Below are 21,709 nucleotides of genomic sequence, written 5' to 3' on the forward strand. Positions count from 1 at the left end.
GCTCGCCGAAGGCCACCGCGATGGCTTGCGGGGTCCTGTTCGCCTGCGCCGCGATGTGCTGGTGAATGCACGGCCCGGGCGCGTGCTCCGCCTCGACCGGGTTCCACGCCTGCACGATGCGCGCCTGTTCCTGGCCATCCAGCAACGCCAGTTCGGCAATGCGCTGCTGCGGCTGCTCGACGATACCCTGCAGCAACTGTCGCCAGTGGCTGGCCAGGCGCTGGATGCTCGCCTCGTCGAACAGGGCGGTCGCGTAGTTCAGCGTGGCGCCGAGCCCGTTCGCCTGCTCGACGGTCTCCAGGGTCAGGTCGAACTGTGCAGTGCCCTGCTCCCACGCCAGGCTCTCCACGGTCAGGCCCGGCAAGCTGTGACGCGCGCCCTTGACCTGGCTCTGGTGGCTGTACATCACCTGGAACAACGGCGTGTGGCTGAGGCTGCGCTGGGGATGCAACGCCTCCACCAACTGCTCGAATGGCAGGTCCTGATGGCCCTGCGCGGCCAGCGCCGTGCGCTGTACCTGCTGCAGCAACTGGGCAAAGGTGGTGTGCGAATCGAACTCGGCCTTGAGCACCTGGGTGTTGACGAAGAAGCCGATCAGGCGCTCGGTCTCCAGCCGGGTACGGTTGGCGATCGGCACCCCGACACGAATGTCATCCTGCCCGGTGTAGCGATGCAGCAAGGCCTGGAAGCTGGCCAGCAGCAACATGAACAGCGTCACGCCCTGGGCCTTGGCCAACTGCTCCAGCGCGCTGGCCAGCGAAGGGTCGAGTTCGATGCCCAGGTTGGCCCCGGCATGGCTTTGCGTGGCGGGGCGCGGCCGGTCGGTGGGCAACTCCAGCAACGCCTGGCCACCCGCCAGCTGCGTGGTCCAGTAGGCCAGTTGGCGGGCCTGCTCACCGGCCTCCATCCACTGACGTTGCCACACCGCGTAGTCGGCGTACTGGATCGCCAGCGCCGGCAACTGCAGCGGCTGGCCCCGGCGATGGCCTTCGTAGAACTGGATCAGTTCCTCGACCATCACCGGTATCGACCAGCCATCGGAAACGATATGGTGCAAGGTGAGCACCAGCACATGCTCGCCCTCGGCCAGGGCCAGCAGCTTGACGCGCAACAGCGGCCCCTGCTGCAGATCGAACACGCGACGGGTTTCGGCCTCCACCAGCATCTTGACCCATGCCTGCGCATCGGCACCGGCCGGCACGCCGACCTGCTCGACCTGCAGGGTGAATGGCGCGGGTGCATGGATCACCTGCACCGCCTGACCATCGGCCTGGCTGAAAGTGGTGCGCAAGGTCTCGTGACGTTCGATCAGCGACGTGAAGCTGGCCTGCAGGGCATCGATGTCCAACGCGCCCTTAAGGCTCAGTGCCAGCGGCATGTTGTAGGCCGTGCTGTGGGCATCCAGCTGCCAGAGGAACAGCTGGCGTTGCTGGGCATACGACAGCCGCAGTGGCTGGTTGCGCGCCACGTGCCGGAAGGCCGGCGCCGTGGCACGGCTGGCGCCCTGCACATCGGCGATGAAGTCGGCCAGCAGCGGTGCCTCGAACAGCGCACGCAAGGGCAGTTCGACCTCCAGTTGCTGGCGTAGACGCGACACCACCTGGGTCGCCAGCAGCGAGTGCCCGCCCAGCTCGAAGAAGTTGTCGTTCAAGCCCACCTGCTCGACCTTGAGCACCTGCGCCCAGATCGCCGCCACCTGCTGCTCGAGCACACTGACCGGTGCCACGAACTGCTGCTGCACCTGGCTGGTATCCGGTGCCGGCAGGGCCTTGCGGTCCAGCTTGCCGTTGGGGTTGAGCGGCAGCGTGTCGAGGAACACGAAGTACGACGGCACCATGTACTCGGGCAGCATCGCCTTGAGGTGGTCGCGCAGCGCACCGCGCAACTCGGCCTGCCCTGCCCCGCTGGCCACCACGTAGGCCGCCAGCTGCTTGCCGCCCAGGCCCTGCACAGCGAGCACCACTGCCTCGCGCACGGCGGCATGCGCCTGCAGCGCGATCTCGATCTCGCCCAGCTCGATACGGAACCCGCGAATCTTGACCTGATGGTCGGTACGCCCGACGTATTCGAGTACCCCGTCGGCACCATGGCGCGCCAGGTCGCCGCTGCGGTACAGGCGCCCGCCACCCTGCACACTGGTGTCGAACGGATCGGGCAGGAAGGTCGCCGCGGTACGCCTGGCATCGCCCAGATAACCGCGCCCCACACCGATGCCGGCCACGAACAGCTCGCTGATGGCGCCGTTGGGCACCGGGTCGAGGTTGCCGTTGAGCAGGTACAGGCGGTTGTTGTCGGTGGCCACGCCGATCGGCAGGCGAATCCCCGTGGTCGAGGCCGGCAGGACGTTGAACAGCGCCACGTCGTCGGAACACTCGGCCGGGCCATAGGCGTTCACCAGGCCCACCTCGGGATAACGCTGCACCCAGCGCCGCGCCAGCTCCGGCGCCAGCGCCTCGCCGGTGGTCAGCAGCCAGCGCAGCCGACCCAGTTCCTGGCCGGGGCTGCCCAGTTGTTCAAGCTCGTCGAGCATCACCTGCAATAACGACGGCACGCTCTCGAGCAGGGTGATGCCGCGCTCGCGAACGTAGCTGAGCAACGCCCGCGGGTCATGCGCAATGCGGTTGGGCACGATATCCACCTGCGCGCCGAACAACGGCGCGGCCAGCAGCTGCCAGACCGAAATGTCGAAGCTCTGCGAGGCGGTCTGGGCGATCACGTCCGCGTCGTCCAGTTGCAGGTAAGGCACCTTGCTCAACTGGTTGTTGAGCATGCCGCGCTGCTCCACCTGTACCCCTTTGGGCGTGCCAGTGGAGCCGGAGGTGTAGATCAGGTAGGCCAGCGCTCGCCCGCCCGTATGGCGACCGGGGTAATCGATCGGCACGTCCACCGGCGGCAGTGCATCGTCGATCAGCAGCGTCGCTCGGCGAGCCTCGGGCAGCAGGGCCAGCAGGCCCTGGGCACGGGCCGCGAAGTCGCTGCTGGCCAGCAGTACCGGCGCACCGGCCAGGGCCAGCACCTCGGCCAGGCGCTGGTCGGGCAGTTGCGGGTCCAGCGCCAGGTAGGCACAGCCGGCCTTGAACACCCCCACGGCCATGCCCAGCAGCTCCAGATTACGCTCGCTGAGCATCGCCACCGGCTGGTCCGGCTTGGCCCCGGCGGCCATCAGTGCCTGCGCCACCCGGCTGGCGTGCGCGTCCAGCTCGCGGTAGGTCCATGCCTGCGTTTCGCAGCGCGCCACCACCTGCTCGGGGTGGGCCGCCAGTTGCGCCTCGAACAGGTTCACATACCCGGCCTCCAGCGGGTATTCGGCCAGGGCCTCGGGCTGTTCATGCACCTTGGCCAGCTCCGGCGCGCCCACCAGGGCCAGCTCGTCGAAGCGACCATGAAAGCCCTCGGCCAGGGCCAGCAGCAGGCGACGGAAGTCTTCCAGCAGCGCGGCAATGGTGGGCTCGTCGAAGTAGCTCTGGTCGTAGGACAGGTGCAGGCCCAGCTCGTCGCCGGGGTAGATCACCACTGTCAGCGGGTAATTGGTGTGGGTTCGCGACGTGGAACCGGCCACGTTGAGCTGCTGCGCATTGCTCAGCACCTTGCTTTCCATCGGCGCGTTTTCATACACCAGCAGGCTGTCGAAGATCGGGTGCCCCGCTTCTACCGCACTGCACGCCTGGATCTGCACCAGCGGCAGGTACTCGTATTCGCGCAGGGTGAAGTTCTTCTCGAACAGGCGCTGCAGCCAGGCCTTCACGCTCAGGTCGTCACCGGCCTGCGGAATGTCCACGCGCAGCGCGATGCTGTTGATGAACAGCCCCACGGTGCTCTGCATCTCCGGGCGATTGACCGGGCGGCCCGCCACCGTCACCCCGAACAGTACGTCGTGCAGGCCGCTGTAGCGGTGCAGCACCAGCGACCAGGCAGCCTGGGCGAAGGTGTTGACGGTGATCTGATTGCGCTGGGCCAGTTCATGCAGCAGGCGCCCCTGCTCGGGGGCCAGGTACACGTAGTTGTCGCCGATGCCGGCCGACTCGCCATCGCCCTTCTTGCGGTCGAACGGCAGCGCGGTGACTTCGCTGAAGTCCTGCAGCTCTTCGCGCCACATTGCCAGCGCGGCCTGCTCGTCCTGTTGCTGCAACCAGCCGATGAAGCTGCCGAAGCGCTCGGCGGCCGGCAGGGTCTGACCGTTGTAGAAGGTGAAGAAGTCTTCGAACAGCTGCGAGTGGCACCAGGCATCCAGCAGGATGTGGTGGTTGCTGAGGATGAACCAGTAATGGTCGGTTTCACGGCGGATCAGACGCACCCAGATCGGCGGCTGCTCCAGCAGCCTGAAGCCCTGGTCGCGCTCCTCGCGCAGCAGCGCCTGCAACGACACCTCCTGCTGCTCAGGCGTCTGCTCGCTCCAGTCCAGGAAGCTCACGCTCAACTGCGCCTGGCGGTGCACGATCTGCAGCATCTGGCCATCACGGTCGAGGCTGAACGAGGTGCGCAGCGGTTCGTGACGCTGCGCCACCGCACGCCAGGCCACGGTGAAGCGCTCGAAGTCGATGGGGCTGCGGATGCTCTTGCGCGCCTGCATGAAGTAGATGCCCGAATGCGGGTCCATCAGGGTGTGCAGCAGCATGCCCTGCTGCATCGGTGACAGCGGGTAGATGTCTTCGATATCGCGCGCGGCAACCGGCAACTCGTCCAGGCGTGCCTGGGTCAGGCCGGCAATCGGGAAGTCCGATGGGGTCAGGCCGAAGCTGTCTGGCCGGACGCAATGCGCGATGAGCGCCTTGAGCTCTTCGGCATACGCCTGGGCCAGGGCCTGGATGGTCGGTTCGTCGAACATGCGGCGGCTGAAGCTCCAGCCCAGTTTCAATTCGCCGCCATACACCTGGCCATTGATCGCCAGCCAGTTGCCCAGCGGCGCCTCGGGGCTCTGGTTGGCCCCGGCGTGCTCGCTGGCCGGAGTGAGGAAGGCGTCCTGGCCGTCTTCGGCAAAGCTGCCATCGAACTGGCCCAGGTAGTTGAAGGTGATACGCGGCACCGGCAGCGCGGCCAGTGCTTCGCGGGCCTGCGCGTCACCCAGGTAGCGCAGCGCACCGAAGCCGATGCCTTTGTCCGGCACCGCACGCAACTGTTCCTTGATGCGCTTGATCGAGCCATCGAGGCTGTCGGTGGGGCTCAGCTTGACCGGGAACATGCTGGTGAACCAGCCCACTGTGCGGGTCAGGTCCACGTCATCGAACAGGTCTTCGCGACCATGCCCTTCGAGCTGGATCAGTACCTCATCACGCTCGGTCCAGCGTGCGATCACCCGCGCCAGGGCGGTCAGCAGCAGGTCGTTGACCTGGGTGCGGTAGGCGGCCGGGGCCTGTTGCAGCAACTGGCGGGTGGTGGCCGCGTCGAGCACGGTGTGGGCCGTGGCCAGATGCACGCCCTGCAGCGAACCCTGCGGATGGTCGCACGGCAGTTCGGCGCTGACGCCCGCCAGCTCGGCGGTCCAGTACGCCAGTTGCGGTTGCAGGGTGGCGGCATGGGTTTGCAAACGTTGCGCCCAGGCCTGGGTCGAGCTGGTCTTGGCCGGCAGGGTCACGGCCTGTCCGGCAGCCAGTTGCGTGTAGGCCGTTTGCAGGTCCTCCAGCAGAATGCGCCACGACACGCCATCGACCACCAGGTGGTGGATCGCCAGCAACAGGCGCTGACTGCCATCGGGCAGGGTCGCCAGTACCGCACGCAGCAGTTCACCGCGTTCGAGGTTCAGGCTGCGCTGGGCCTTTTCGCACAGCGCCTGCAACGCCTCGGCGTGTTCTGCCGCAGCCGCCCACACGATGGTCTGTTGCTGGGCCACGGCACCGTAGTGCGCGGCCCATTGGCCGTCGGCCTGGAGGCTGTAGTTCAGGCGCAGCGCATCGTGCTGGGTGGTCAGCGCCTGCAACGCCTGCTCCAGTGTCTGCGCCTGCAATGTCTGGCCGGGCTTGAGCAGCACAGCCTGGTTCCAGTGGTGCTGTTCGGGCATCTGCGCGCCGAAGAAATACTGGTGCACCGGCAGCAGCAGCGCCTGGCCGCTGGCAGCGCCCTGGTCGATCTGGCGGGCCTGCTCGCCCTGGCGCGCCACCGACGCCAGGCCCTGCACGGTCTGGTGCTGGAACAGCTCCTTGGGGCTGAAATGGATGCCGGCCTGGCGCGCGCGGCTGACCAGCTGGATGGAGATGATCGAATCGCCGCCCAGTTCGAAAAAGTTGTCGGTGACGCCCACCTGCTCGACCTTGAGCACGCCCGCCCAGAGGGCGGCGAGCTGATGTTCCAGGTCGCTCTGCGGCGCCACGTAGGCCTGTTGCAGCAGGCTGGCGTCCGGTTTGGGCAGCGCCTTGCGGTCGAGCTTGCCGTTTGGGGTCAGCGGCAAGGCGTCGAGCACGATCAGGTGCGCCGGTACCATGTAGTCCGGCAGCACTGCTTTGAGGTGTTCACGCAAGGTGTTGCGCAGCTCGGTGTGCTGCTGCGCATCCGGCGCGGCCACGGGCACCAGGTAGCCGGCCAGCTGTTTGCCGCTGGGGCCGGGGATGTCGACGACCACCGCTTCGCGCACCTGCGGGTGTCCCTGCAGACGGGCCTCGATCTCGCCCAGCTCGATACGAAAGCCGCGAATCTTGACCTGATAGTCGATGCGCCCCAGGTAGTCGACCAGGCCGTCGGCGCGCACCCGCGTGAGGTCGCCACTGCGGTACACGCGCGTGCCGTCGGCGGCGAACGGGTCGGGTACGAAGCGTTCGGCGGTCAGGCCGGGGCGGTCCAGGTAACCGCGTGCCACGCCCTGCCCGCCCAGGTACAGCTCACCGGCAAGGCCGTTGGGCAAAAGGTTCAGCTCGGCGTCCAGCACATAGGCCGTGCGGCGCCCCACCAGGCTGCCGATGGGCGCGTAGGCGGCGCCACAGGTATCGCCTTCACGGGCCTTCCACAGCAGCGGCGTTACCACTGTTTCGGTCGGGCCGTAGCCGTTGACGATGTACTGCGGGCGCAACACACGCCAAGCCAGTGCATAGCTCGCCTGCGGCACGGCATCGCCGCCAAAGCAGTAGATGCGCACGGCCGGCGGGTTGCCGGCCTGTTCGACATGCTCGGCCACCTGCTGCAGGTATACCGGCGGCAGCGCAGTGACAGTCACGCCCTGCTCGCGCATCACCTGGCAGGCCTGCTCCGGCGACCACAGCTCGTCGCCGCGCAGCAGCAGGCGGGCGCCGTGGCTCAGGGCGGTCAGCCAACGCTCGTGGGCACCGTCGAAGGCCAGCGACATGAACTGCAGCTCGCAGTCGCGCGGGGTCATTTCATAGCGCTCGCCGATGGCCAGCACGTGCGCCACCAGCGGGCCATGCGCCACCGCCACGCCCTTGGGCTGGCCGGTGGAACCGGAGGTGTAGATCACGTAGGCCAGGTTGCCTTCGTTCAGCGCCACCTGCGGCGTGGTGTCGGCCCGCTCCTGCCAGGCCTGGGGCTGGTCCACCAGCAAGGTCGCCATCGCGCCGGGCAGCGCCAGCTGGTCGAGCACGTCGTGCTGGGTCAGCACCAGTGCAGCCTTGCAGTCCTCGATCATGTAGTGCAGACGGTCCTGCGGGTAGGCCACGTCCAGCGGCACATAAGCACCCCCGGCCTTGAGCACCGCCAGCAGGGCCACCACGGTGTCGACCGAGCGGCGCAACGCCACGGCCACGCGCACCTCGGGGCCTACGCCCAGTTCAATCAGGTGATGCGCCAGGCGATTGGACTGGGCGTTCAGTTGCGCGTAGGTCAACTGGCGCCCTTCGCAGAGCACCGCCACCGCGTTCGGCGTCAGTGTCGCGTGGTCTGCGATCAACTGGTGAACCTGGCGCTGGCTCGACTGCTGGCCGGGCTGCCACTGGCCGAGGATCTGCCGGCGCTCGTCGGCGCCCAGCAGGCTCAGTTGCGCCAGGCGCTGACGCGGGGCCTGGCAGATGCCTTCGAGCAGGTTCTGCCAGTGCGCGGCCATGCGCTGGATGCGCGCGGCGTCGAACAGGTCGGTGCAATAGTTGAAGGTGGCCACCAGCCCGCTGGCGCGCTCGAAGGTGTTGAGCGAGATATCGAAATGCGCGGTCTGCTCGACCAGGTCGATTTCCTCGACGTGCAGGCCGTGCAGGCTGTCGGCCGAGACCTGGCCGCCAACGTCGCGCAGGTGGTTGTACATCACCTGGAACAGCGGGTTGTAACCCAGCCCGCGCTCGGGCTTGAGTTCATCGACCAGTGCGTCGAACGGTACGTCCTTGTTGGCCTGGGCCTGCAAGGCAGTGTCCTTGACGGCCTCCAGCAACTGGCTGAAGGTCAGCGCCGGGTCGATGCCCACCCGCGCCACCAGGGTGTTGACGAAGAAGCCGATCAGCCCTTCGAGCTCCAGGCGATTGCGGTTGGTGACCGGGATACCGATGTTGACCTTGGGCTTGCCGCTGTAGCGTGACAGCACGATGGCAAACGCCGCCAGCAATACGTGGAACAGTGTGGCGCTGTGCTGCACCGCCAGTTCGCGCAGGCCGCTGGCCAGCGTGTCCGGCAGGCGGATGTCGATACGCCCGCCCTGATGGCTCTGCTCCTTGGGTCGGCTGCGGTCGGCCGGCAGTTCGAGCACCGCGAAGTCGTCTTCGAGCTGGGCCTTCCAGTACTCGAGCTGGGCCTGTTGCAGCCCCTGGGCCAGACGCTTGCGCTGCCAGGCGGCGTAGTCGGCGTACTGCACCGGCAGCGCCTCCAGGTGCAGCGGCTCGCCGCGCACACGGGCGTTGTAGGCGTTCGCCAGCTCGCGCATCATCACCCCCATCGACCAGCCGTCGGAGACGATGTGGTGCAGCATCAGGCCCAGCACATGCTCGTCACCGGCGCACTTGAACAGGCTGACGCGCAGCAGCGGGCCGTGCGCCAGGTCGAACGGGGTGGCGGCCTCTTCGTCCAGGCGCTGCATCAGTGCCTGTACAGGCTCGGCGCTGAGGTCGTGAATCGCGATGGCCAGCGGCGCAGGCGGCAACACGCGCTGCCACGGCATGCCGTCGCGCTCGTCGAACACGCTGCGCAGCGACTCGTGGCGGCCCACCAGCGCATCGAAGGCCGACTGCAGGGCCGACAGGTCCAGCGCGCCGCGCAGACGCACAGCCAGCGGCGTGTTGTAGGCCGCGCTGTGCGGGTGCAGCTTCCAGAACAGCCACTGGCGGTACTGGGCATGCGAAACCGCCAGCGGCGCGCTGCGGTCCAGTACCTCGAAGTCGGCTTGCGTTACCGGCGCCAGGGCTTGCGCCACGTCGGTGAAGGCCAGCAGGTCGGCGCTGTCGAACAGCGCGCGCAGCGGGATATCCAGGCCCAGTTGCTTGCGCACCCGCGAGACCACCTGGGTGGCCAGCAGCGAGTGTCCGCCCAGGGCGAAGAAGTTGTCGTCCAGGCCCACCTGATCCATGTGCAGTACTTCGGCCCAGATCTGTGCCACCACTGCCTGCAATGGTGTCTGCGGCGCACGGTAGGTAGTCTGTGCCGCTGCCGGCTGCGGCAGGGCCTTGAGGTCGAGCTTGCCGTTGGCGGTCACCGGCAGGCGTTCGAGCAACGACAGGTGGGTGGGCACCATGTGTTCGGGCAGGGCCTGCTTGAGCGCGGTGCGGCTGGCATCGAGCAGGGCCTGCTGCGCGGCATCGCCGTGTGGCGCGTCAACCGGCACCAGGTAAGCGGCCAGTTGCTGCGCCTGGCCCTCGCCCACCACACGCACCACGGCAGCACGAATGCCGGGCAACTCGCGCACGCGACTCTCGATTTCTGCCAGTTCCACACGATAACCGCGAATCTTGACCTGACCGTCCATACGCCCGGCGAACAGCAGTTGCCCCAGGCCGTTGCGACGCACCCAGTCGCCGGTGCGGTACAGGCGCCCGCCGGCAGCGTCATCCGGGTCGGGCACAAAGCGTTCGGCGGTCAGCCCGGCACGCCCCAGGTACCCCCGGGCCAGCCCGGCCCCGGCGATGTACAGCTCGCCTCGCGCCGCGCCTGGCACCTGCTGCAGGCAAGCATCGAGCACCTTCACGCGAAGGTTGTCCAGCGGCGTGCCCAGCACCGGCTGGCCATCCATTGCATGGGTCAGCACACCCACGGTGGTTTCGGTGGGGCCGTAATGGTTGATCACCGCAAGCGTCGGGGCCAGCCCCGCGATGCGTTGCAGCAGAGCAGGCGTGCAGGCTTCGCCGCCGAGGATCAGGCACTGGCGGGGCAACGCTGCTGAACCTGCAGGCAGCATGGCCTCCAGGTGCGAAGGCACGATCTTCAGCGCATCCACCGCGTGCTCGTGCAGGTAGCGGGCGAAAGCGTCGGCATCCAGCACCGTCTGCTTGTCCAGCAGATGCAGGGTCTTGCCGCTGCACAGTCCACCGAACAGCACGGTGTGGCCCAGGTCGGCGGCAGGCGTGGTAACCATCGCCAGGCTCCGGATGGCCTGCATCGGCAGGCGTCGACCGACCCCGCGCACGTAGTTGGCCAGCGCGCCATGGCTGATGCCGACACCCTTGGGCCTGCCGGTGGTGCCGGAGGTGTAGATCACATAGGCCAGGTTGTCCGGCGCGACCGCCACTACCGGCGCGGCAGCGTCGGGGTACACGGCATCGGCGTGCATCAGGTGTACCTGCACCGGCAATGTTTCTGCCCAGGTCGAAGCGGCCAGCACCACGCGCACGTTGCTGTCAGCCAGCATGAAGTCGAGCCGCTCGCGCGGCTGCTCGGGCTCCAGTGGCAGGTAGGCGGCGCCTGCCTTGAGCACAGCCAGGATGGCCACCAGCATGTCGATGGAGCGGTCGGCAACCACGCCGACCCGCTCGTCCACCTGCACCCCGGCCTGGCGCAACGCCGCAGCCAGTGCGTCGCTGCGCTGGCACAGAGTGGCATAGGTGATCTGCCGACCGGCGCTGATGGCCGCGATGCCCTGCGCAGTGGCTGCGCCCGCCTGCTCGATCAGATGATGGATGCAGGTGTCGTCCAGCGCGAGGGCCGGCGTGTCGATGTGCGGGGTACCGGCGACCAGCAGCGGCAGCTCACCGACGGCACACGACGCGTCCGCCACCAGGCCTTGCAGCAATTGCACCCAATGCTCGCCCATGGCGACGATGGTGGCCGCATCGAACAGGTCCAGCGCATAGGTGAAGGTGGCGTGCAGGCGACCGGCGCTTTCGTAGGTGTCCAGCGCCAGGTCGAAACGCGCGCTGTGCTTGTCCAGCGCGACCTTCTCCAGGGCCAGGCCCGAGCGGGTGGTGATCTGCGCGGCATCGGCGATGTTGGCCTGGTGGTTGAACAGCACCTGGAACAGCGCGCCCTGGTTGGCGCTGCGTGGCAGATCAAGCGCTTCGACCAGGCGCTCGAACGGCAGGTCCTGATGAGCCTGGGCGCCGACAGCGGTGTGCTTGATGCGCTGCACCAGCTCGGCCACGTCGATCAGCGGGTCGATATCGGTGTGCAGCACCTGGGTATTGATGAAACAGCCGATCAGGCCCTCGACCTCGGCGCGGTTGCGGTTGGCCACCGGCACCCCGACGCGGATCGCGCGCTGGCCGCTGTAGCGTTGCAGCAGCAGCTTGAAGCCGCCCAGCAACACCATGAACAGCGTTGCGCCCTGGGCGCGGGCGAGGCTGCGCAACTGCTCGGCCAGCGCCGGCTGCACTTCGAAGGCATGTCGCGCCCCGCGCTGAGTCGGTATGGCCGGACGCAGGTGGTCGAACGGCAGCGCCAGCGGCGCATGGTCGTCACCGAGCTTTTCGCGCCAGTAGCCAAGCTGGCGTTCCTGCTCGCCGGCCTCCAGCCAGCTGCGTTGCCACAGCGCGTAGTCGCGGTACTGGATCGGCAGCTCGGGCAGGGCCGCTTCGCCCGAACTGCTGGCGGCGTCGTAAAGGCGGATGAACTCGTCGATCAGCACGTTCAGCGACCAGCCGTCGGCGACGATGTGGTGCAGGGTCAGCAGCAGCACGTGCTCGCACGCGTCGAGCCTGAGCAGTTGCACGCGCAGCAGCGGACCGTTGCCCAGGTCGAAGGGGCTGCCGGCATCGGACTCGACCCGTGCGCCGACTTGTGTTTCGCGGTCTGCGGGTGCGAGATGGCTCAGGTCATGGGTGACGATCGTGACCGGTGTGGGCGGCAGAACGCGCTGACGGACCTGCCCGTCGCCCTGTTCGAACAGCGTGCGCAGGGTTTCATGGCGAGCCACCAGCGCATCGAAGGCCTGTTGCAGGGCATGGTTGTCGAGTTCACCCTTGAGGCGCACGGCCATCGGCAGGTTGTAGGCGGCGCCTTGCGGATCGAGCTGCCACAGGAACCACATGCGCCCTTGCGCGTAGGACAGGCCGTCGCGCTCGCTGCTGGTGGCGTTGGCCGGGATCGGGAACTGCGAGAAATCGACGCCCTCCTTGCGCAGTGCTTCCAGGAACAGCGGACGCTTTTCGGTTGGCAGTTCAATAAAGCGGCGAGCGAGTTTCAGCGAGTCTTGGGCATTCATGCAATGCGTCCTTGTCGATAGGATGCGGGACCACAAGGTCCAGTCGTATCCACAAGAACGAAGCAGGTGCAGGGTGATTTAGGCTGTGAAAGCGCCGGCGCATGCGTTGGCCAGCAAGGCTGGCGCCTGCATAGCGTGCACACGGCACATGCAACGTGCCGGGGCCTGCGGAACTGGAGTGGCCAGCCCCCTAATTTCCCCCCGTCTTCCCTCGTCTCCAAAGAGAACCCGCTGCAAGAAAGGCCTATGCCATGTCCACCGCCTCCTCCCTGACCCGCGCCGTCGGGCGCGGCCTGCGCAAGCTGGCCGGCGCACAGCCCGAGCGCGCCTACCGCCTGTTCGATGTCACCCTCAAGCAACGCATCCAACTGAGCCCGTCGCTGAGCCGCCTGGTGTTCACCGGCCCGGACGTGGCCCGGATGCACACCCTGGCTGCCGATCAACGCGTCAAGCTGTTCTTCCCCGCCGCCGACGGCAGCCCGCCCGAACTGCCCAACGACCTGCACTGGAACGAAGCCCGCCGCGCCCTGGCCGAGGCCAGCCGCCCGCCCATGCGCACCTACACCATCCGTGCCCTGCGCCGCGAACAGGCCGAGGTGGATATCGATTTCGTACTGCACGGGGTCAACGGCCCCGCCTCGGCCTGGGCCACCCACGCCCGCACAGGCGACCGTCTGCAGATCCTGGCACCCAACCTGGCCTTCGCCGGCGACCCCGGGGGCTACGAATGGAACCCGCCCGCCGGGGTGCGCAACATTCTGCTGGTGGGCGATGAAACCGCCTTGCCAGCCATTGCCGGCATTCTCGAAACCCTCGCCGGGCAAGATGACCCGCCCCAGGTCGAAGCCTATGTCGAGGTGCCGCTGCAACAGGACTGCCTGGCCCTGCGCTGCAATGCCAGCACCACCTTGCACTGGCTGCCACGCGACCAGCAACAGCGCATCCAGGGCCAGGCCATGGTGCATGCCGTGACCCAGCTGGCCACCCTGCCCGCCAGACGCCCGCCCGCCGACACGCGCCTCGAGGAGGTGGACATCGACCAGCAGATCCTCTGGGAACGTGCCAGCGCCAGCCACCAGAGCTTCTACGCCTGGGTGGCCGGGGAATCGGCTGCGGTGATGCAGATCCGGCGCTTTCTGATCAACGAACAGGGCCTGGACCGCAACGCGCTGACCCTGATGGGCTACTGGCGCGCCGGCCGCACGTTCGAGTAGGACCGCAGGCGTTTTCCAGGGCTCCGGGCGGCAGGCCGGGAGCCTTGGAAACATTTGCTTGCATTTTTTAGTGCAGGATTTCTGCTTCTCATTCGTCCTAACAATTACCACTGCACCCTTTCGAGCGAGCCTGAGCCCAGACACCCCGTGCTCCGGAACCTCATGCTCACCACACTCCGAATCGAAGTTGCCTGCCCAATGTCGAAAAAGTCACGTTCAAAACTCTGGTTTCTGGTCCACAGCTGGCTAGCCCTGCCGATCTGGTTCTTCGTGCTGATCGTCTGCTTCACCGGGACGCTGGCCGTGGTCAGCCAGGAAATCGTCTGGCTGGCGCAGCCCGAGGTCCGCGCCTCCAAACCCGACGGCGACCCGCCGATGCTGGGCTTCGACCAGGTGCGCGCCGCCGTCGAGGCCGCGCAGCCGGGGGTGTATGTCAGCACCATCGTGCGCCCGGACGAATCGCATTTCGCCCTGACCGTCAGCGTCACCTACCCCGACTCGCGCTCCACCACGCTCTACGTCAACCCGTACACCGGGGTGGTCCAGGGCGAGGCGGCGCAGTTCAACTTCCAGGCCTTTACCCGCGCCCTGCACGGCTGGTGGCTGGTGCCGTTCACCAATGGCTACAGCTGGGGCTGGTACCTGGTGTCGCTGCTGGGGCTGCCGATGCTGGCCTCGCTGGTTACCGGGCTGGTGGTGTACAAGCGCTTCTGGAAGGGCTTTCTCAAGCCGACCCTGCGCCTGAAGCACGGTGCGCGGATTTTCTGGGGCGACTTCCACCGCCTGAGCGGGATCTGGTCGATCTGGTTCATCGCAGTCATCTCGATCACCGGTACCTGGTTCCTGATCCAGGCGATTCTGTTCGACAACCAGATCTCGATTTCCAGCAACCAGGTGCTGCCGGTGATCGCCCGCGAGAACGTGCCCACCGCGCCCGCCGGCCAGCCGGCCCCGGTGCTGAGCCTGGATGCCATCGAAAAGATCGCCATCGACAAGATCCCGGGGCTGGACGTGAGCTTCATCAGCCTGCCGAGCAACGCCTACAGCCACACCTCGGTGGGGGGGCGCAGCTGGTACCCGCTGATGTTCCAGACCGCATCGGTCAACCCCTACAGTGGCGTGGTCGAGGCCCATGAGCTGCTGTCCGACCGCAGCAAGCTCGAATTCGTCACCGAGTCGATGCGCCCGCTGCATACCGGCGATTTCGGGGGTATCTGGATCAAGCTGATCTGGTTCGTGTTCGGCCTGCTGCTGAGCATGATGGTGCTCAGCGGCCTGCTGATCTGGACCAAGCGCACCGCCATCGCCACGGCCACCGCCCTCAAGCGCAGCGAAAAACCGGCACGCGCCAAGCGCGCCGCCGCTGCCACCCCTACCCCTTCGGAGAGCCAGGCATGAGCAAGGCAATCGCTGCACAACCGCCTTCGCGCCTGCGCCAGTTCTGGCTGAAATGGCGTTTTCACATCAACATACTGCTGTTGTTGGTACCGCTGGGTTTCATGCCCAAGTACTTTGCTGATGCGGCCTTGTTTCGCGGTGACGTGGGCCTGGGCGAACGCGAGATCGGCGAGGTCCAGGTCGGCCCCTGGAGCCTGAAGCTGGCCGAGCTGCGCAACGAGGCGCCGCGCCAGGACGGGCCGGCCGGCTACATGAAGAGCTTCAACGCCAGCCTGTGCGAAGCCTGTATCCCACAGGTCAAGGCCACCTACCTGCGTATCGGCAAGCCGCGCAGCCTGCGCGCCGCCGGCGGAATCTTCTTCGGTTCCCCTTACCGCATGGGCGCCACGGTGCCGGTGCCGCTCAAGACCAGCCCCGACGCCGAACTGTGGGTGACCATGGAAGGCTGGGACGGCAGCATGCACCAGGGTTCAGTCCCGCTCAGCAAGGCTTCGCCAAGCACTGTCGCCTGGCTTCAAAAACAAGGAGGCAAATGATGCCTGTTTCTGACCTGCTGCGTCGCCTGGGTGGCGCGGCACTGCTCACTTCGCTCGCCACCTTCAGCAACCTGGCGCTGGCCCACAACCCGATCTGCGAATGCAAGCAGATCGAAGGCGGCCAGATCCAGTGCACCGGCGGCTTTTCCGACGGCAGCGGCGCCCCCGGCGTAACCCTCGACGTGATCGGCTACGACGAAAGCATCCTGGTGCCCGGCAAGCTGGGCAAAGACTCCAAGCTCACCTTCAAGCGCCCCGATGCCGAGTTCTACGTGCTGTTCGACGCAGGCCCCGGTCATGTGGTGGAAATCGACCAGGCCGACATCGAGGCACCATGAGCACCCCGACCACGACCCAGACCATCCGCCCGGCCGGTGCCGGCCATGAAACGCTGTACGTGCTGCTGTTCTGCGCCCTGGTGCTGCTGGTGGCCGGCGCGGTGGTCAGCTGGCGCGGCGAAACCACCGAAACCAGCGAAGTGGCGGCCCATCAGTTCGATGCGCGCCGCGACCTCACGGCCGGCGAGCAAGGGGTATACGCCGACCTGCGGGTTACCCTGGAGGAGATCCAGCTGCGTCAGCAGGAAGAACAGCGCCTGCCCACCCCGGCCGAGCTGGATGCCGAGGGCTACGCCCCGTTCGCCCGCGACGCCAGCGCCGTGAGCCGTGGCGGCCACACCTGGCAGTTGCTCGAAGGCGGCGCCTACCTGGGGCTCAGCCAGGCCAGCGAAGTGGCCGGCTCGTTCCTGATGCGCCTGGGCGCACAGCCCGACAGCCCGGCCGATATCTGGCTCAACCGCAGCACCGACCTCACCGCCCCCCACGACCTCAGCGACGCCGCCTTGAGCGCTGCGGGCTGGCAACAGGTCGTCGCGCAATTCGATGCCGGGGTCACTCGCCAGCATCGGCACTGAACCCACGGATACACCTGAGAGAAGACCGCCTGCCCATGTCTATTTCATCGTTTCTGGTCAACCGCCGACGCATCCTGGCCGGCATGCTCGCCCTGTGCCTGGCGCCCCTGGCGCACGCCGAAGAGGCCAAGCGCCTGCGTATCGGCATCACCCTGCACCCCTACTACAGCTACGTGGCCAACATCGTCGGCGACAAGGCCGAGGTGGTGCCGCTGATTCCGGCAGGCTTCAACCCGCACGCCTACGAGCCACGCGCCGAGGACATCAAGCGCATCGGCACGCTGGACGTGGTGGTGCTCAACGGCGTGGGGCATGACGATTTTGCCGACCGCATGATCGAGGCCAGCGAAAAGCCTGGCGTGGCCACCATCGAGGCCAACGCCAACGTGCCGCTGCTGGCGGCCACCGGCATCGCCGCACGCGGCGCGGGCAAGGTGGTCAACCCGCACACCTTCCTGTCGATCAGCGCCTCGATCGCCCAGGTCAACAACATCGCCCGCGAGCTGGGCAAGCTCGACCCGGCCAACGCCAAGGCCTACACCGCCAATGCCCGCGCCTATGGCAAGCGCCTGCGCCAGCTGCGTGCCGAGGCCCTGGCCAAGCTCACCAGCGCGCCCAATGCCGACCTGCGCGTGGCCACCGTGCACGCGGCCTACGACTACCTGCTGCGTGAATTCGGCCTGGAAGTCACCGCCGTGGTCGAGCCCGCCCATGGCATCGAACCGAGCCCCAGCCAGCTGAAGAAGACCATCAACCAGCTGCGCGACCTGGACGTGAAGGTGATCTTCTCGGAGCTCGACTTCCCGTCCACCTATGTGGACACCATCCAGCGTGAGTCCGGCGTGCGCCTGTACCCGCTGTCGCACATCTCCTACGGCGACTACAGCGCCGAAAAATACGAAAAGGAGATGACCAGCAACCTCGATACAGTGGTGCGCGCGATCCAGGAGGCCGGGGCATGAGCGCCATCGAGCCGATCACCCTTGCCAGCCAGGGCCCCGGCGTGGAGTTCGACGCCGTTGGCCTGACCCTGGGCCGCACCACCATCCTCGACCAGGTGAGCTTCAAGGTGCGCCCTGGCAGCGTGCATGCGCTGGTGGGGCCCAACGGCGGCGGCAAGAGTTCGCTGATCAAGACCCTGCTCGGCCAGATGCCCCACCACGGCCGCCTGAACCTGCACTGGGCCGGCGCCCCCGGTTGCATCGGCTACGTGCCGCAGGCCCTGGAATTCGACCGTGGCCTGCCGATGACCGTGGACGACTTCATGGCCGCCATGTGCCAGCGCCGCCCGGCGTTCCTGGGGCTGTCGCGCCACTACGCGGCGAGCATCGGCCAGGCGCTGGAGCGCGTGGGCATGCAGGACAAGCGCAAGCGGCGCATGGGCGCCCTCTCCGGCGGCGAGCGCCAGCGCGTGCTGCTGGCCCAGGGGCTGATTCCGGCGCCGCAACTGCTGGTGCTGGACGAACCGATGTCGGCACTGGATGAAGCCGGCATCCGCATCTTCGAACAACTGCTGCTGGACTGGCGCGCCAGCGGCACCACCGTGCTGTGGATCGAACACGACCTGGAGGCGGTGAAACGCCTGGCCGATCACGTCACCGGCCTCAACCGGCGCATCCTGTTCGACGCGCCGCCCGAGCAGGCCCTGCGCCCGGAGGCGCTGCTGCAACTGTTTTCCACCCACCCGCGCAGCGCTGCGGCGACCGGGAGCCACGCCTGATGAACTATGAAGAATTTCGCCTGATGATCCAGGGCCTGGCGTCCTCCGGCTACCTGCCCGAAGCCCTGGCCTATGGCTTCGTGGTCAACGCGCTGCTCGCCGGCCTGCTGATCGGGCCGGTGCTGGGCGGGCTGGGCACGCTGGTGGTGGTCAAGCGCTTTGCGTTCTTCTCCGAGGCGGTGGGCCACGCGGCCCTGACCGGGGTGGCCATCGGCATCCTGCTCGGCGAACCCTATACCGGCCCCTACGGCAGCCTGTTCGGCTACTGCCTGCTGTTCGGCGTGCTGCTCAACTACCTGCGCAACCGCACCGGGCTGGCCCCGGACACCCTGATCGGGGTGTTCCTGTCGGTGTCGCTGGCGCTGGGCGCAAGCCTGCTGCTGATACTGGCGGGCAAGATCAACGTGCACATCCTGGAGAACGTGCTGTTCGGCTCGGTGCTGACGGTCAACGGCAACGACCTGCTGGTGCTGGCCATCGTCGGCGCGCTGGTGCTGGGCCTGAGCCTGCCGCTGTACAACCGCATCATGCTGGCCAGCTTCAACCCGCAGCTGGCGGCAGTGCGCGGGGTGGCAGTGAAGACCCTGGACTACCTGTTCGTGGTGCTGGTGACGCTGATCACCGTGGCCGCGGTGAAGGTCATCGGCGCGATCCTAGTGGGCGCACTGCTGGTGATCCCGGCCGCTGCCGCCCGCCTGCTGAGCCAGTCGCTCAAGGGTTTTTTCTGGACCTCGGTGGTGATCGCCACCCTCAGCACCCTGAGCGGCATCCTGCTGCCGATCGTGTTCGACCTGCCGCTGCCCTCGGGCGCCGCGATCATCCTGGTCGCCGGCATGGCCTTCGCCCTGGCCGCCATCGCCCGTGGCACCCTGCCCAGCCTGAAAGGAAACATCGGATGAAGCCGACATTTCGCCAACTGACCCTGGTACTGGCCCTGAGCGGCGCCTTCAGTGTTGCCGCACAGGCCGCCGAAGCCGCGCGCCCGGTGCAGGTACTGGCGTCCCTGCCCATCACCTACGGCCTTGGCCAATTGCTGCTCGACGGCAGCGAGGTGAAGCTGCAACGCGCCGCCGCGGCCAACCTGCCCGGCTCGCGCCAGACCGCCTACTTCAGCGGGCGCGGGGCGCCGGCCCTGCAGAAGCTGGCCGTGAACGCCGATGCGGTGATCGGCCTGCGCTCGGTATGGGCGGACGACCCGCTGTACCCGATGGCGCGGCGCAGCAATATCCGCATCGTCGAAGTGGATGCCGCACGCCCGGTGGATGGCAGCCTGCCCGGCATTGCGGTGCAGCCGGGGGCGCCAAAGGACGGCCTGAACAGCCAGCCGTGGCTGTCGAGCAACAACCTGGGGCGCATGGCCGACGTGACCGCCGCCGACCTGGTGCGCCTGGCGCCGGCCGCCAAGCCGAAAATCGAGGCCAACCTGGCCACGCTCAAGCAGCAGTTGCTCAAGCTCAGTGCCGACAGCGAAGCGCGCCTGGGCGAAGTCGACAACCTCAGCGTGGTAAGCCTGTCGGAGCGCTTCGGTTACCTGATCGGCGGGCTGAACCTGGAGCAGGTGGCCTACAGCGTACCCGCCGAAGACCAGTGGACCCCCGAGGCACTGCAACAGCTGACCGCCCTGCTCAAGGACAACGACGTGGCGCTGGTGCTCGACCACCGCCAACCGAGCGAGGCGGTAGCTGCGGCAGTCGCCAAGGCCGGCAGCCGCCTGCTGGTGCTGGAGGGCGGCGGCGAAAACCCGGTGAGCGAACTGCAGGGCAGTATCGATGAAGTGATCAAGGCACTCGCCGCGAAGGCCTGAAGGTCGGCAAAAACAAAGCCCCAGTGCGCAACGCCTGGGGCTTTTCAGTTGCGCCGAACGCCCGCGTGCGCGCGATCAGCGCGCCGGCAGCGGTTGCGGCACCGGCAGCGGCCTGCCAAGCAGCACACCGACCACCACGGCGAACACCAGCGCCGCCACCCCGGCGCTTTGCAGCACCGTCTCGAAGCCGCCGATGAAGGCGTGCTGCGCCAGCGGCGCGAGGGTTTCGCGCAGTGCCGGGTCGACCATAGCCAGCGCTGCCGGCAGGTCACCGGCGGCAACCCGGGTGGCCATGTCGCCGACCTTGTCCAGTTGCCCAGGCGCCACCCCTGCCACCGCCTCGCGCAGCAACTGCCCGCTGCGCGCCGCCAGGATGCCGCCCAGAATGCCGATGGCCAGCACGATGGCACCAAAGCGCGTGGTAGTGCTCAGGCCCGAGGCCATGCCGGTGCGCTCGCGCGGCACGCAGGCCATGATGTTCTTCTGCGTGTCGCCGTTGAGCAGCCCGGCCCCGGCGCCCAGCACGATGCTGGCCAGGGCGAAGCTCAGGTAGCCGCCATAGCTGGCCGCCGCGCCGCACAGCAGGTTGCCCGCGCCCACCAGCAGCAGGCCCAGGGCGAACACCTGGGCGCTGCTCAGCCGCGCCGACAGGCGCATGCCCAGGCGCGGGGTCAGCAGCATCGCCAGGGCAAACGGCAGCATGCCCGCGCCGGCGGCCAAAGCCGACAGTTGCAGGCCGTTCTGCAGGTACAGCGGCAGCAGGGTCATCATCACCTGGGCGCAGGCGGCGTAGGCGAACATGCCCAGCAATGCACCGATGAAGCGTGCGCTGCGCATCAGTTGCAGGTCGATCATCGGCCGCGCCTGATTGCGCTCCACCAGAATGAACAGGCCGAACAGGAACGCTGCGATCACCAGGCGCCCAAGGGTCTGGGCACTGCCCCAGCCGACCTGGTTGGCATCGATCAGCGCCCAGATCAGGTAGCCCAGGCTGCCGGCGAAGGTCAGGCTGCCAAACGGGTCCAGCCGCGCGGCGGCGCTGTCGCGGGACTCCTCGACACTGCGCCGCACCATCACCGCCAGCACCGCCACCAGCGGCAGGTTGATGTAGAAGATCCAGCGCCAGCCCAGGGTGCTGGCGATCAGCCCGCCCAGCAGCGGCGCGAAGGTGATGGTCGCGCCCATGCACGCGCCCCAGAACGCCCAGGCCCGCATGCGCGCCTCGGGCTCGTGGAAGCGGTGGCCGATGGCAGCCAGTGCCGAGGTCAGCAGCAACGCCGCGCCCACGCCCTTGGCGGCCCGTGCGATGTCGAGGAACACCAGGGTGGGCGCCGCGCCGCAGGCCAGCGAGGCGAGGCCGAACAGGCCCAGGCCCAGTTGCAGCATGCGCCGGCGCCCGAAGCGGTCGGCCAGGCTGCCGGCGGGCAGCAGGAGCGCGGCGAAGGCCAGCAGGTAGGCGCTGACCACCCATTCGATATCGGCGAACGAGCCGGACAGGTCGCGGGCGATGCTCGGCAGGCTGACGGCGACGATATTGGTGTCGAGAATGATCAGGGCGCACACGGCCGAAGCCGTGAACAGGGTGAAACGGGCGGAGGACATTGCAAGGCTCCCGTGCAAGGCGATCTGGGGCCGGT

At 67.6% G+C, this 21,709-nt stretch carries 11 protein-coding genes; 9 read left to right on the forward strand and 2 right to left on the reverse strand.

All coding sequences use genetic code 11. The features are described 5' to 3' along the window. Nucleotides 1-12,487 (reverse strand): non-ribosomal peptide synthetase (locus tag MF6396_RS10065; protein ID WP_078480227.1); only part of this gene is annotated, 12,487 nt, incomplete at its 3' end. Nucleotides 12,488-12,738: 251 nt separating this feature from the next. On the opposite strand from MF6396_RS10065, the gene MF6396_RS10070 reads away from it, so the two are divergent. The 9 genes from MF6396_RS10070 (at nucleotide 12,739) to MF6396_RS10110 (ending at nucleotide 20,072) form a co-directional block, all read left to right on the forward strand. Beyond that, a complete protein-coding gene (locus MF6396_RS10070) occupies nucleotides 12,739-13,701 on the forward strand; it encodes a siderophore-interacting protein (RefSeq protein ID WP_043862414.1) in 963 nt (320 codons plus the stop codon). Between the two features lie 198 nt (nucleotides 13,702-13,899). Next, the gene (locus MF6396_RS10075; RefSeq protein ID WP_078480228.1) at nucleotides 13,900-15,099 is read left to right on the forward strand and encodes a PepSY-associated TM helix domain-containing protein; all 1,200 of its coding nucleotides are present in this window, start codon (nucleotides 13,900-13,902) and stop codon (nucleotides 15,097-15,099) included. Next, on the forward strand, nucleotides 15,096-15,635 hold the full coding sequence (locus tag MF6396_RS10080; RefSeq protein WP_078480229.1) for a thiamine pyrophosphate-binding protein: 540 nt from the start codon (nucleotides 15,096-15,098) through the stop codon (nucleotides 15,633-15,635). Before MF6396_RS10075 ends, MF6396_RS10080 begins: the two co-directional genes overlap by 4 nt. Further along, nucleotides 15,635-15,973, forward strand: a complete 339-nt coding sequence (locus MF6396_RS10085) for a hypothetical protein (RefSeq protein ID WP_078480230.1) — start codon at nucleotides 15,635-15,637, stop codon at nucleotides 15,971-15,973. Before MF6396_RS10080 ends, MF6396_RS10085 begins: the two co-directional genes overlap by 1 nt. Continuing rightward, a complete protein-coding gene (locus tag MF6396_RS10090) occupies nucleotides 15,970-16,548 on the forward strand; it encodes a DUF6162 family protein (RefSeq protein ID WP_054915566.1) in 579 nt (192 codons plus the stop codon). The genes MF6396_RS10085 and MF6396_RS10090 overlap by 4 nt, the downstream gene beginning before the upstream one ends. Nucleotides 16,549-16,583: 35 nt before the next feature. Beyond that, the gene (locus MF6396_RS10095; RefSeq protein WP_078480231.1) at nucleotides 16,584-17,510 is read left to right on the forward strand and encodes a metal ABC transporter substrate-binding protein; all 927 of its coding nucleotides are present in this window, start codon (nucleotides 16,584-16,586) and stop codon (nucleotides 17,508-17,510) included. After that, a complete protein-coding gene (locus MF6396_RS10100) occupies nucleotides 17,507-18,268 on the forward strand; it encodes a metal ABC transporter ATP-binding protein (RefSeq protein ID WP_078480232.1) in 762 nt (253 codons plus the stop codon). The genes MF6396_RS10095 and MF6396_RS10100 overlap by 4 nt, the downstream gene beginning before the upstream one ends. Continuing rightward, entirely contained in the window at nucleotides 18,268-19,167 is a 900-nt protein-coding gene (locus MF6396_RS10105; protein ID WP_043862407.1) for a metal ABC transporter permease, read from the forward strand. Before MF6396_RS10100 ends, MF6396_RS10105 begins: the two co-directional genes overlap by 1 nt. Beyond that, nucleotides 19,164-20,072, forward strand: a complete 909-nt coding sequence (locus MF6396_RS10110) for a metal ABC transporter solute-binding protein, Zn/Mn family (RefSeq protein WP_043862406.1) — start codon at nucleotides 19,164-19,166, stop codon at nucleotides 20,070-20,072. Before MF6396_RS10105 ends, MF6396_RS10110 begins: the two co-directional genes overlap by 4 nt. A gap of 75 nt (nucleotides 20,073-20,147) precedes the next feature. Here MF6396_RS10110 and MF6396_RS10115 read toward each other — a convergent pair whose 3' ends face one another. After that, complete coding sequence (locus MF6396_RS10115; protein WP_054915568.1) at nucleotides 20,148-21,674, reverse strand: MFS transporter; 1,527 nt, start codon at nucleotides 21,672-21,674, stop codon at nucleotides 20,148-20,150. Between the last annotated feature and the right edge of the window lie 35 nt (nucleotides 21,675-21,709).

This window comes from Pseudomonas sp. MF6396, assembly GCF_002018915.1.
Lineage (GTDB): Bacteria > Pseudomonadota > Gammaproteobacteria > Pseudomonadales > Pseudomonadaceae > Aquipseudomonas > Aquipseudomonas palmensis.

Coding starts and splice junctions, on each gene's coding strand:
- MF6396_RS10070 (WP_043862414.1), top strand. CDS start 12,739: ATGTCCACCGCCTCCTCCCTGACCCGCGCCGTCGGGCGCGGCCTGCGC.
- MF6396_RS10075 (WP_078480228.1), top strand. CDS start 13,900: ATGTCGAAAAAGTCACGTTCAAAACTCTGGTTTCTGGTCCACAGCTGG.
- MF6396_RS10080 (WP_078480229.1), top strand. CDS start 15,096: ATGAGCAAGGCAATCGCTGCACAACCGCCTTCGCGCCTGCGCCAGTTC.
- MF6396_RS10085 (WP_078480230.1), top strand. CDS start 15,635: ATGCCTGTTTCTGACCTGCTGCGTCGCCTGGGTGGCGCGGCACTGCTC.
- MF6396_RS10090 (WP_054915566.1), top strand. CDS start 15,970: ATGAGCACCCCGACCACGACCCAGACCATCCGCCCGGCCGGTGCCGGC.
- MF6396_RS10095 (WP_078480231.1), top strand. CDS start 16,584: ATGTCTATTTCATCGTTTCTGGTCAACCGCCGACGCATCCTGGCCGGC.
- MF6396_RS10100 (WP_078480232.1), top strand. CDS start 17,507: ATGAGCGCCATCGAGCCGATCACCCTTGCCAGCCAGGGCCCCGGCGTG.
- MF6396_RS10105 (WP_043862407.1), top strand. CDS start 18,268: ATGAACTATGAAGAATTTCGCCTGATGATCCAGGGCCTGGCGTCCTCC.
- MF6396_RS10110 (WP_043862406.1), top strand. CDS start 19,164: ATGAAGCCGACATTTCGCCAACTGACCCTGGTACTGGCCCTGAGCGGC.
- MF6396_RS10115 (WP_054915568.1), bottom strand. CDS start 21,674: ATGTCCTCCGCCCGTTTCACCCTGTTCACGGCTTCGGCCGTGTGCGCC.